The sequence below is a fragment of the Pseudoalteromonas shioyasakiensis genome, from assembly GCF_022398475.1.
Classification (GTDB): domain Bacteria; phylum Pseudomonadota; class Gammaproteobacteria; order Enterobacterales; family Alteromonadaceae; genus Pseudoalteromonas.
Genome location: NZ_JAKEVM010000037.1, coordinates 21309 through 33435, shown reverse-complemented (window position 1 = coordinate 33435; position 12127 = coordinate 21309). Strand labels below are relative to the sequence as shown.

Here is a 12127-nt window from a genome sequence, read left to right as displayed (position 1 = left end):
GCTCTAACATATTGTTTGTCAACGAATCAGAAAATTCACATAGTAAATGTTTTTTTACTTTTTAAATTTCATATATTTAACCATTTTATGTTGAGTGGTGTGTTGGGTTTAATGACGATTTCCCAGAGTAATCTTATTGTTGATTAAATGTAAACAGTTAAACTCGTAACAAGTTTTAGCTTTCATCTGGTTTGGTTATTTTGAAAAGTCGGCCCTATAAAATTGTATCTGGTATAACAGTAGCAATTACTATTTTACACTCGAGTGCGTCTCTGCGAGCAAGCGAAGTTAATTGGATGCAAGATGCAAAGTGGGGGATTAGTCATCACTATCTTGCTGGTGGCACTTTAGATAATGCATGGTATCAAATCACAGACTATAACGAGTGGAATAACTATGTAAATGGTTTTGATGTTGACGATTATGCGGATAAAGCAGCCAAGCTTGGTTATGCTTATGTAATTTTTACCATTACTCAAAACCGTGGTTACCTGTCGACGATGAGTGACATTTATGATTTACACTCACCGGCATGTCCGAGCAAACAGATTGCACCAGGTTGTATTACCCAAGTTAACTCAAATCAGGCTGATTACACGCCTAACCGTGACCTTGTTTTGGATTTAGCGAAAGCACTTAAACTAAAAGGTATTAAGTTAATTGCTTACCTACCTTCGCACTCAGGGGATAGATGGACGGGTACAAAAAAGAAAGTACCTTACCCTGATTGGTTTATAACTGGTTTTGTCAGCGAAAGATCGCAGGCTTGGGGAGCTAACATCGCTGGCTGGTGGTTTGATAATTGGTTTAAAGCAGATGAATCGAAACAAAAACTCGAGGCAAAGAATGCTTACCCTGTTGCAGACCAACTTGCTCAGTCTGCTCGAAGTGGCAACCCAAATGCGACGATCAGTTTTCATGCTGGTGACGAGCATAGCTTTGTCCCCAAAGATCCACACAGTCAATATACATCAGGTAAAACTAACGAGTTACCTAAGGCTCCTTCTTCTAAAAAAGTCATAACAGCTTTGGATACAAAAGTGCAGTGGCATGGATTTACCTACACTTCTGACGGAGGATGGGGAGGCTTAAAGAGCAGCTTAAGATATTCGAACACAGATATAGCAAATAGGGTAAAACAAATTGCAGATGAAGGTGGGTTGATAACATTAGATGTGGCAATTAACCCTGACGGTAGCTGGATTGCCGATCGATTGGTGCAAATTCAGACTATCGGTAATACCCTCGGCACAACAAGTGATATAACCTATTCAGGCCTCGAGCTGATAAACGATAATGACCCTCGAATTCAATATAGTGAAATGGCAACTGGATGAGGTCTGAGCACACAAATACTGGTGAATACCAACAAGATTTACACATGACAACCGTTAATGGTGCGTCGTTTAGTTATGACTTTAGTGGTTCAAGCATTGTTTTTGCGACTTCAAAAGGTATTAACCATGGCGATGTTGAAGTTATCTTAGATGGTAAGTCACAAGGCATATTCTCTATTTTCGATGGTAATAATTATCGCCAAGTACAAAGTATTGTGTTCGAAAAACATGACTTATCAGCTGGCTCACATACTTTAATTGTGAAGAAGGTATCGGGCGATGTTATGCCAGTTGACCTCGTTTTATCTAAAAAATCTAAGAGGGGCTTTAAATAAAGCTTGTTTTAGTGATCCCAAACAAAGGGGGGAAGCCCCCTTTTTTCCAAATGCTTTCGATAACGAGCTAGCTTTAACTCCTTTGCTTAGAGCGCGTATCTTGAAACTCACAGCCCAAGCTTACATTTCTTTTCACTGTCTGTTAAAAATAATGTTATATTTGTGTTCTTACTTAAAAGTAATAAAATAATACAAATTAAAATTTAACGATCAGGTTTCAAGATGACATTACAAACAAATAGTCCGTTAGTAGAGCAGCGTGCCGATCCGTTTGTGCATAAGCACAGCGATGGTTTTTATTATTTTACAGGTTCTGTACCAACTTATGATCGCATTGAACTTCGTAAGTCTGCGACATTAGAGGGCTTAAAAGACGCTGAAACCTTTGATATTTGGTTTAAACATGACAGCGGCCCGATGAGCCGTCATATCTGGGCACCTGAAATTCATTACCTAGATGGCAAATGGTATATCTACTTTGCTGCCAGTGAAGAAGATGATATTTGGGCATTACGTCCGTATGTGCTTGAGTGTAAAGGCCAAGATCCGCTAAATGATGAGTGGGTTGAACTTGGCATGATGCAAGCCGCTGAGGGCGATGAAAAGTCGTTCACCGATTTTTCTTTAGATGCCACTATTTTTGAAAATAACGGTAAGCGTTATTTCTGCTGGGCAGAGAAAACTGGCGGCCAATTTGCTGCATCAAACCTGTATTTAGCTGAGATGGAGTCACCTATTAAGCTAAAAACAGCGCAGTTTATGCTGACGACACCAGATTACGATTGGGAACGTGTCGACTTTTGGGTAAACGAAGGCCCGGCAGTGCTTAAAAATAACGGTAAAATCTTTATTGCTTTCTCTGCAAGTGCAACAGGTGCATGTTACTGCATGGGTTATATGGAAGCCGATGAAAACAGCGATTTACTTGATCGTAATTCGTGGACTAAAACACGTATGCCAGTGCTTGAAACAAGTGTTGAAAAGAAAATTTTCGGCCCAGGTCATAACTGTTTTACAGTAGCTGAAGATGGTGAAACACCACTGTGTATTTACCATGCTCGTGACTATGAGCACGCAGTTGGTGAACCAAGTGTGGTGCCAAAAACAGACACCCGTCCACTTGAAGAGATTGTAAAAGATCCGCTTTACGATCCAAACCGCCATGCTCGTGTTATGGAAGTGAAGTACGACGAAAATGGTCGTCCGCTATTTGAACTGTATTAATTTTATAGTGACGTAAATTAACTTCATAAAGCCACCAATTTAGGTGGCTTTATTGTATGAGAGTTAGTTAGCCAACAATAGCTGGGTACCAGTTTGCCAAAGTCACCCCAAATAAGCCGATTAAGAACACGATTGATATTAGCGTCATTAAACAGGCAGTGCCGATAGTGATAAACGTAATATTTGTACGAGCTGCATAGCGAACAAGTTCGGCTATTAAAAGTGGTACTAAGTAAGAGCAAAGGCTAACAGCAAGCACGGCAGGCCCAGTGAATGTGGCGGTATCAACGCCTAAGGTGCCAAATACTAAAAACCATGCAAATATCAATAATCTAAAAAACAACACACCATTAGCCGCAAGATATAACCGTATAGCCCACCTTTGATGAGCATTGAAGTTACGAGCCCGTGCTGTTTTCACTGCAAATATACTTGATACTATAACCACTAAGCCGCCAAACATTGTCATTGCATGCATCAGTGTATTACCAACGGTGCCCCTTACTATCATTAAATACATGCCAGCAAATGAAATACAGCAAGCTAAAACAACAAATACACGACCATTGTAGCGATGGAATGCGCTGTATTTTGTCCTCAGTTTTTCAATGAGTTGTAAGCTTCCGCCAAGGATCATCACTACCGCAAATAATACATGCACTGCATACATCAAATTCCCTGTGGCATCATTAGCAACATAGGCGGTGTTATTAAGTCGGTTCCAACCTGATAGACCTGTAGTTAACCCTGTCATTCCATAACCAAGAATGAGATAAACTACAAAGCAAGTTTGCGCCATTAGCAGGCTAATAAACCAAAGCTTTTTACTGTATTCGAGCGCTTTTAAAGGTGTGATTTTGCTATCTTTGTTAAACATCATCAATTCCATTACATTTTTCTAATACCGCTAATATAAAGGGCTAGAGCAAGATTTCTTCTCAAATTCGAAATTTGATCAATGAAATATTGTGTTTGTTTTTGAGAGCTCACACAGAGTTTGACATATTCACTAACAAACTCTTTTTGCTATGTTGATCTTGAAAAAGTAAACTTATCTGATTGGTAAATAATTCATCAAACTCCCAATTTAAGGTATGTAGAGTTATGCAAAATACTTCCCCTTATTACTTACTCGTTTTTGTTTGTATGGGGCTCATGCTGCTAAATGGTATGAAAAAAGAGAAGCAGCTTATTCATTATCTGTTTACAGTATTTTGCGGTTCGCTTTGCATGGTTGGGGTGCAAAAAATCAGTGCACCAAGTATTGGTGTTTACAGTTATTTAATTGGTTTATTTACCTGCGCAACCTGTAATGTGTCTTGGCTTATATCACGCACTTTGTTTCGTAAGCATAAGCCTATTGCTTCGGTACATATTGCCGTGGCAGTTGCTATTGCGGGTTTAATTATGTTTAACCAAACTTGGCATTATTTGGTGAGTATTGATGTGCAAGTTTTCCCTGATAGCCAATTCATGTGGCGTTTAAAGCAAGGTATGGCCGAAATAACGGTGTTGCTATCTTCGAGTATTTTGGTGCTCTCTTTTTGGGAAGCATTACGAGGCTATAAAGAGAAAACACAAACGCAAAAGTTGCAGGCAAATATTTTTGCTAGTTGCTACTTTTTAGCGGTATTTAATGCCAGCATACTGCCTAAATTTTTATTCAGTGAAAGCGAATTTCAACAATTTGAGCCGCTTATAATTGCCTCATCAGCATTGTTGATTGTACTTGCAATGCAGTTAGTGATGTTTTTGCAAAACCGTGCCCACAGTAGCGTGCCTGAAGCTGTTGATAGTAAAGTGGTGAACTCTGAAAAGGTAATGAAAGCTATCCATCAGGCTGAACAATCTGACAATAAAGAGGTAGAATCTGAGCTTATTACTGGCATAGAAGCACTCATCAATAAGCAGGTTTATTTGCAAACTAATTTGAAAATTTCTGATTTTGCTCAAGCATTAGCAGTACCTGAGTATAAGATCAGCCGGGCTATTCGTTATCATTTTAAAGCCGCAAATTTTAATTTGTTTATTAATCAGTACCGAATACAGCATGCGCAAGGGCTGTTATTAAAAGATGAAGCAAGTCATTGGAGTATACTCAGTATTGCAATGGAAAGTGGCTTTTCTTCGCTTGCTACCTTTAACCGTGTGTTTAAAAGTATCGTTGGGGTTAACCCAAATGAGTTTCGTAAGCAAAACAACTCATTAGTAGAACAAAAAATCATAGAGCTTACTGACTAGAAATTACAGCTGCTTTTGCGTTAAATGCTCTGCAATGACCTCAAACATGGTTTGCACTTCAATTGGCTTGGCTATATAGCCTTGCATTCCTGATTCTTTCGCTTTTGTAAGGTCGGCTTCCATAGTGTTGGCGGTCATGGCGATAATAGGGATATGGGCAAACTTTGATTGCTGTTTAATTTTATTCGCTGCGGTATAACCATCCATTTTTGGCATTTGGCAGTCCATCAAAATACAATCGAAAGATTCTTTTTCGACAGCTTCAATCGCTGCTATGCCATCTTCGGCAATATCAACCACAAAGCCATTTGAGCGTAGTATTTGCGATGCAACTTGTTGGTTAAGCGGGTTGTCTTCAACTAGCAGTATTCTTGAGCCCGCAAGCTTTTTAAAGCATGTATTGTCGACTCTGGTCTCTTTTTTCGTAGCGATACCCATCACATGCTCGAGGGTTTTCAATAGGTTCCCTTTAATAATCGGCTTTAATAATATTTCTTCAACGGTTTTATCTAGCGTACTTAGCGTGTCTTTAACTTCTTGGTTTTCATAAGAAGCGAGGATAATGGTTTTTTTAATGTCGATAGAAAGCTGCTTTTTGAGGTTCTCTAGAATGTTATTTTGTTCGCAGTTTAATACGTGCCAGTCTAAAAAAATAAAGTCGTAGTTGTGACTAATATCAGCGTTAGAAAGCTTTTCATCCATGCAATCAATCGTCTGTACATTGATGTCTAATGCATTGAGCATGGTATTTAAAATAGCTTCAGGTTGGTCGCTTTGCTCAATAATAAGAGCGCGTTTATGTTTGAAAATATCTGTGTCGTGGCAGCTTTGCATAACCGATAGCGAAAATAACACATCAAAACTGAAGCTACTCCCTTTGTTTAATTGGCTTTTAACCTCAATATGACCTCCCATAAGCTCTATAATTTTTTTACTGATAACAAGACCAAGACCTGTGCCACCAAATTTACGAGTTGTTGAAACATCGGCTTGTGAAAAAGGCTTAAACACACTATTAACTTGCTCTTCAGACATACCAATGCCTTGGTCAATGACCTGAAAATTAATACAAATAGAGGTATCGGTTTGTGATTTTTTTGTCAGTTTCAGCGTGACATCTTGCTGGTTTGAAAACTTAATGGCATTGCTCAGTAAATTTAATAAAACTTGATTAAGCCTAAGAGCGTCACCGATTAAAAACTCTGGAATGTCATCATCAATATCAAAAATGACTTCGATGTTATTTTTCTCAATTAAACTACTGGCTAAATTAGCGAGGTTCGCAAGAAAGTCATTTAAGTTAAAATCACTGTTTTCAAGTTCAAGCTTGTTGGCTTCTATTTTAGAAAAATCGAGAATGTCATTAATAATCCCAAGCAGTGATTTGGCCGAAAGCTGAATTTTTTCAACGTAATCATATTGTTTATCGGTTAATTCAGTATCAAGGGCGAGGTGTGCCATGCCTAAAATTGCATTCATGGGGGTGCGAATTTCATGGCTCATATTGGCTAAAAACATTGATTTAGCTTGATTGGCGGCATCGGCCAACTCTTTTGCTTTATTTAAATCTTGTGTGCGAAGAATAACTTCTTTTTCTAGATTTTCGGCCGCATGTTTTAGCGTCATATTGGCTTCATATAACTCTAAAGACTTCTGTTCTAACAGGGCTTCGGCTTGTTTTCGAGCCTGGCGCTCTCGTTCTAATCTACGTTTGTAGAGTTCTTCATCCACACTAATCTTCTTTTGTTAAAGTAAAGGTTGCCGACATATGATCAGCGCTTATATCCTTTTGAATCGTAATCTTTTCATTAAATTTTTCACATGCACCTTCAATTAATCCACCTGCTAAACAGGCGAAAGGGTTTCCAGAGCGATAGAACATTTGCATTTTGCGCTCACTAATACGTTTTGTTTCAAAGCTTGGTAACTCAGCATCGCTATAAAGCTTTTTAACTTCTACATGAACATGGCGGTCGATGGTATCTAAAAAGTCAAACGTAGTTGAAACACTGGTGAAAAAGTGAGGAAAAAGGATAAAAAAACGATTTAATAAATACTTACCATAGTGCGTGGCTAATTGTTCTGCAGGCGTATTGACGTGCTTACTTAACGAAGTAATAAGCATGATCATTTCAGCGTTGTCGTAATTACCAACACTGGTATAGGCCCCATTTGAAGCAAGTGAGTTTTCTTCAATGATTTTGTCTGCCACTTCATAAGAAAATTCATTTTCGACCATGTCTAAAAACTCGGTAAAGACGATACCTTTCATACAGTAGCCCTTCAAAATTTCATACTAAAAGTTTAGATATAAACAGGGATTTTACAATTTATCAGTCACCAACTTTAGTAGAGGTACTGCCTTTATGAGACTGATTTATTAAAGCTTGGCAAGCAAACTGAGTAAACGTGGTTATACTTTTTAATACTAATGTGCTTTTTATTCTGCTTGGTTTGGTATTTTATGGTGATTGGTGCGAGGCTCAAAAAACGCTTATTACTTGCTTTCACCGCGGCGTGCTTTGCTATTTTGTTGGCGCAAACAATTATTCGGCATTTTTGGATATTGCCAACGTTTGAAGCGATGACAAAACAAAATGATCGGATTGATATTCAGCGCGTGGAGTCACAACTTCAGCAAGAGGTTGATGCGCTGTCAAAAATGGTCTTTGACAGCGCTGCTTGGGATACCATGTATGAAGCTGCACAGCAACGTGATACCCAGTGGTTTAATAGTGACTATGTTATTGCAGACGCACTACAGCGGTTAGACGTAAATGGTTGGTATTTATATGATACACAGGCAAATATTATTGGCGGTGGCAGCTTTAATAGTGATTATCAGCCTTACTCACCAACGGTTTTAGAAAGCCCCAATTTGTTGATAAAAAACGACCTAATAATCTTATCTGGCGATATAGACAATAGCCAATCTGAGTTAACTCATAAAGTCCGGTTTATTACCATAGATAAAACGCCTGCCGTCACCGTCGCTTACAATGTAACGAAGTCCGATGGCACTGGTGAATTTGTGGCGACATTATTGCTTTGGAGCTTTATTGATGAAGACTTTGTCGAAAATCTAACACCAGGGTTAGCAAATGATATTAGCTTTTATGGCATTGATGAAGCACCTAAATATAGGGATCATCTAATTAGGGTGTTTGGTGAAAAGAGAAATGCAATGGAGGCGAGCCAGCATAATCAGCAGCTTTACTTAGGAGTCAATGATCAAGCAGGAGACTTACTATTTGTGCTATCTATCGCATCCCGTGAACGGACTTACGACCGAAGCTTGTTTGATAGCTCTCTAATTACCGGTTTATTGATCTCTGGCTCTGTATTTATTTTGTTTTATTTATATATAAATCAACAGGTTTTAAGGCCACTCAGAAAGCTTTATACATTGGTGAATTCAGCAATCAGTAATAACGATTTTAGCGCTCGGGAAGAGTATTTTGGTAATAACGAATTGCACCAACTCGGGCGAGGTATGAATGAGTTATTTACTTTGATAGAAAATCAACGTGATGAAATACTAGAGCGCCACCAGAAGTTAAAACATATCAGTTACACCGATTCAATGACGATGCTTGCCAATCGTCGGGCATTAGATAAACATTTTGCGAAGCTTGCCAGCGATGCAGATTTAGCATCGCAACCTATCTCAATGATTGTCGCCGATATCGATCATTTTAAACTCTACAATGACTTTTATGGGCATGATCAAGGTGACAAAGCGTTATGTGAGGTCGCCAATCTTCTTAAAGAAAATACCCAGCCAAGTAATCACTTTGTTGCTCGGTATGGCGGCGAAGAGTTTGTTATTGTGCTCAGCAATACCGATAAGCATCAGGCACTCAAAGTGGCTGAAACGCTACGAAACGCCGTTGCATCAGCTCACATAACTCACCAAGGCCGTGCAGACTTAAGCTATGTTACCTTATCGATAGGTGTTGCCAGTAAGGCTGCTAATGAGGCGTTTGATTCAGATAGCTTGTTTAAAATAGCAGATGACGCGCTTTATAAAGCGAAAAAGCAAGGCCGCAACTGCTGCGTTGCTGGGTGATTTTTAACATTTGTTTACATAAAATAAACATAGATAGGTGCTTTTAGGTACGTATAAATTAAACTATCTCTTTAATAATGTAATTTTATATTACAAATATAATAGAGGAGATAGTCTTGAAGATTTTAAACCAAACTAAACTGTTAGCATTATGCCTACTAGCAGTTGCGTGTTTTGCTCAGAATGCTGTTCATGCACAACAGTGTAGTGCTATGCCTGAATCTGGCACTGTATATTCCATTATTAATAGAGGCTCTGGCCTTGCACTTGATGTAAATACCAGTGATTCTAGCTCAGCCCCGAATATTATTAGCTACGAATACTGGGGTGGAAATAACCAAAAGTTTCAGCTTATTCAAGAAGCAGATGGCTATTGGATTATACGCTCTAAATTTAACAATAAAGTTATTGATGTGTTGAACTCATCGCAATCAAATGGTGCAAATATAATTGCTTATGATGATTGGCAAGGGGCTAATCAACGTTGGTTGTTAAAAGCATCTTCATCGGGCGGCTTTAATATCGTCAATAAGTTAACTGGTAAATCTTTGACAGTTGCAGGCTCAAATAATACTGCAAATGTTTATCAAAATGATGATGCTGGGATCAGTTCACAAAGATGGTTTATTAATCCAGTAAATGGCGACTGTGGGACTACCGGAACCACTCCCAGTGACTTAATAGGCTTTGCATCTCAAGCAGGTCAAGATGGATTGAGCACAACGACCGGAGGTGGTAATAACACTGCCATCACAGTATATAGCTGTGATGATTTAAGTACTGCATTGAGTTCTGGCTCTGCTGCGGTTATTCAAGTTCCTGATAACACAGTGATTGATTGTCGAACCGCCAATAGAACGGTACCAGCTTGTCCACTTGATTGTGGTCAATGGGGAGATTACGGTAAGACGTGGTACAGAATTCCCGTTGGTAATCAAAGTTGTAGTGAGTTGGGAAGTAGCTCAAACTCAACCGTGAATGTTACCCGTAATGATAGACGTATCATTGTGCAATCAAATAAAACGCTGCAAGGGTTAGGTAAAAACTCGAAAATAATTGGTGCTAGCCTCGTTATTAGTAATCAGCGAAATATTATTATTAAGAACATTATGCTTGAGGGTATTAACCCAGCCCTTGTAGAAGCAGGTGATGCTATTTCAATAGATGATAGTAGTCATGTATGGGTTGATCACATGGCATTTAATAAAATCAGTGATGGATATATTGATGTAGACAATAGTCAAAACGTTACTTTAAGTTGGAATCGTTTTTATGGATATAACCCTCAAGTTTGCGCTAACCAGCATTGGTATACCCATTTATTTAGAAACTCTCAAATAACAGCGCATCACAATTTTTGGGATACAGCTGCAGGGCGAAACCCTAAAGTAGACGGCTATAACTCTCGTGTGCATATGTTTAATAATTACTGGAAGAACATTACTTATTTTTCAATTAGTGCGGGGAATGGCGCAGAGGTTTTAGTGGAAAATAATTACTTTGAAAATTCAGCGAAACCTCACTGGAATCAAGGCTCTGGTTATTTTAGTGCCTCAGGAAATGTTTACACTGGAAGTTCTGCAACTGATCAATATCGTGATAGCGGGGCAACAGTATTCGGTGATATTCAACTTTACCCATATCGATTAGATGATCCAAGTTCTTTGGGCAGTAAAGTGAATGGCGGAACAGGTCCACAATAAGTATCAATTGTGAATTGGAAAAAGCTCAGCTATTGCTTTATAGCTGAGCTTAACGCTTTAAATTGCAACCAAGCTCTGCTCAAGCATTGCTTTAATTTGCTTAACAATTTTCGCTTCTGTTTCTGGCTCAAATTGTTGAATACGTGGGGTGTGAATATGCCCCGTTGGGATGTCTGAATTAAGCTCATCACGCAGGCGAATACTACGGTACGAGATTTCATTAGATAAGTAGCCTCCGCCACCGCCTTTTACTGCAATCGCACCTTCTAACTCTTTAAGTGATTTTGGCTCAAATGCTTTTTCAAGCGTAACGACTTTATGATTGTCGTTGATTGGGAATGGCCCTTTGGCTTGTTGCATTTGCTTAACTGGTAAGCTGAACGTTACAAACTCATTGCCCAGAAGAGGGCGGTCGTTAAGGCTCGAAATTTTCGGTGCAGTTGCTGTGCCGCCATACACAATATTGGCGTTATCGGGCGCCGTTACACTGCGGCGTTTACCCGGAAAGCGTTCAAGGTCAAAGTCTTTGCTGCCCATACTGATAGTGGCAATCATATCGACATTGTTAAGTGCATAATATGGCGCAAGTAATGATTCGATAATACCCTGGTCAAAGTCTTCGTAGCGTACTGGCACCATCACCGTATTGATCTCGGCGCTAATGCCATTGTAATTAATTACTTGGCCATCAAGTAATAATGCTGCAACACCGGATGGGTTACTTTGATTAATATTTCTATCTAATAAGAATGGATCAAAACCTGTAATTAAAATGCGTTTGTCGGTTTTTTTACTGTAATCAAGGTCGGTGCGGCCACGGCTGCCATTTTCGAGCATTGTTAATAACGCGGTTTGTTCGCTGTCGGTCATTGCAAACTGGGGTTTGCTGGTACGAATAATCTTGCTTGAAAGTAAACGTGCCCAATATAGCTCTCGGTCGTCGAAGCTGTTGGTTTTAATTATACGTGTTTTGGCATCGCGCCATAATTGTTTGGCGTAATCATCAATAAGGTCACTTGCTTGCTGATAACTAGCAGCCGCTTGCCACTGTTTTTCAAATTGGTTTACTTCATTAGAAAAAGCATTTAACACCTTTGGCATGGCTTTGCTGGCTTTTTCAATACGCAGTTCTTCAACGGTTAAATTGGCTGCAAATGCAGTAAATGACGAGGCGATTAAGCCGGTGGCAAGTAAAACTTTTTTCATGATTATCCTATT

General features: G+C 39.1%; 10 protein-coding genes. 6 read left to right on the top strand and 4 right to left on the bottom strand.

The genetic code is table 11. The features are described from left to right. Nucleotides 1-296: 296 nt before the first annotated feature. From L1D51_RS09060 to L1D51_RS09050, 3 genes are all read left to right on the top strand, one after another. Entirely contained in the window at nucleotides 297-1337 is a 1041-nt protein-coding gene (locus tag L1D51_RS09060; protein ID WP_239963484.1) for an alpha-L-fucosidase, read from the top strand. Then, a complete protein-coding gene (locus tag L1D51_RS09055; protein ID WP_239963483.1) occupies nucleotides 1334-1672 on the top strand; it encodes a hypothetical protein in 339 nt (112 codons plus the stop codon). Before L1D51_RS09060 ends, L1D51_RS09055 begins: the two co-directional genes overlap by 4 nt. Before the next feature lie 222 nt (nucleotides 1673-1894). Further along, a complete protein-coding gene (locus L1D51_RS09050) occupies nucleotides 1895-2896 on the top strand; it encodes a family 43 glycosylhydrolase (protein ID WP_054560730.1) in 1002 nt (333 codons plus the stop codon). A gap of 67 nt (nucleotides 2897-2963) precedes the next feature. Here L1D51_RS09050 and L1D51_RS09045 read toward each other — a convergent pair whose 3' ends face one another. Further along, nucleotides 2964-3785 carry a DUF2306 domain-containing protein gene (locus tag L1D51_RS09045; protein ID WP_239963482.1) on the bottom strand — a complete coding sequence of 274 codons (822 nt, stop codon included), beginning with the start codon at nucleotides 3783-3785 and terminating at the stop codon, nucleotides 2964-2966. A 215-nt stretch (nucleotides 3786-4000) separates the two neighbouring features. Here L1D51_RS09045 and L1D51_RS09040 point away from each other — a divergent pair, with 215 nt between their 5' ends. Then, the gene (locus L1D51_RS09040; protein WP_239963481.1) at nucleotides 4001-5137 is read left to right on the top strand and encodes a helix-turn-helix transcriptional regulator; all 1137 of its coding nucleotides are present in this window, start codon (nucleotides 4001-4003) and stop codon (nucleotides 5135-5137) included. A gap of 3 nt (nucleotides 5138-5140) precedes the next feature. Here L1D51_RS09040 and L1D51_RS09035 read toward each other — a convergent pair whose 3' ends face one another. Together L1D51_RS09035 and L1D51_RS09030 are read right to left on the bottom strand one after the other, a co-directional pair. Continuing rightward, nucleotides 5141-6868 carry a response regulator gene (locus tag L1D51_RS09035; RefSeq protein WP_239963480.1) on the bottom strand — a complete coding sequence of 576 codons (1728 nt, stop codon included), beginning with the start codon at nucleotides 6866-6868 and terminating at the stop codon, nucleotides 5141-5143. A gap of 1 nt (nucleotide 6869) precedes the next feature. Continuing rightward, nucleotides 6870-7409 (bottom strand): heme NO-binding domain-containing protein, encoded by a 540-nt coding sequence (locus tag L1D51_RS09030; protein WP_239963479.1) that lies wholly within the window; start codon nucleotides 7407-7409, stop codon nucleotides 6870-6872. 192 nt (nucleotides 7410-7601) lie between these two features. On the opposite strand from L1D51_RS09030, the gene L1D51_RS09025 reads away from it, so the two are divergent. Beyond that, nucleotides 7602-9206, top strand: coding sequence for a sensor domain-containing diguanylate cyclase (locus L1D51_RS09025; RefSeq protein WP_239963478.1), 1605 nt, complete (start codon nucleotides 7602-7604; stop codon nucleotides 9204-9206). Between the two features lie 116 nt (nucleotides 9207-9322). Next, nucleotides 9323-10909, top strand: a complete 1587-nt coding sequence (locus L1D51_RS09020; protein WP_239963477.1) for an RICIN domain-containing protein — start codon at nucleotides 9323-9325, stop codon at nucleotides 10907-10909. Between the two features lie 57 nt (nucleotides 10910-10966). On the opposite strand, the gene L1D51_RS09015 is transcribed toward L1D51_RS09020, so the two are convergent. Beyond that, entirely contained in the window at nucleotides 10967-12115 is a 1149-nt protein-coding gene (locus tag L1D51_RS09015; protein WP_239963476.1) for a hypothetical protein, read from the bottom strand. Between the last annotated feature and the right edge of the window lie 12 nt (nucleotides 12116-12127).

Bases quoted from the DNA above. Each gene is read 5' to 3' on its own strand.
- L1D51_RS09025 (WP_239963478.1), top strand. From the start codon at position 7,602: ATGGTGATTGGTGCGAGGCTCAAAAAACGCTTATTACTTGCTTTCACC.
- L1D51_RS09060 (WP_239963484.1), top strand. From the start codon at position 297: ATGCAAGATGCAAAGTGGGGGATTAGTCATCACTATCTTGCTGGTGGC.
- L1D51_RS09030 (WP_239963479.1), bottom strand. From the start codon at position 7,409: ATGAAAGGTATCGTCTTTACCGAGTTTTTAGACATGGTCGAAAATGAA.
- L1D51_RS09055 (WP_239963483.1), top strand. From the start codon at position 1,334: ATGAGGTCTGAGCACACAAATACTGGTGAATACCAACAAGATTTACAC.
- L1D51_RS09050 (WP_054560730.1), top strand. From the start codon at position 1,895: ATGACATTACAAACAAATAGTCCGTTAGTAGAGCAGCGTGCCGATCCG.
- L1D51_RS09040 (WP_239963481.1), top strand. From the start codon at position 4,001: ATGCAAAATACTTCCCCTTATTACTTACTCGTTTTTGTTTGTATGGGG.
- L1D51_RS09015 (WP_239963476.1), bottom strand. From the start codon at position 12,115: ATGAAAAAAGTTTTACTTGCCACCGGCTTAATCGCCTCGTCATTTACT.
- L1D51_RS09045 (WP_239963482.1), bottom strand. From the start codon at position 3,785: ATGGAATTGATGATGTTTAACAAAGATAGCAAAATCACACCTTTAAAA.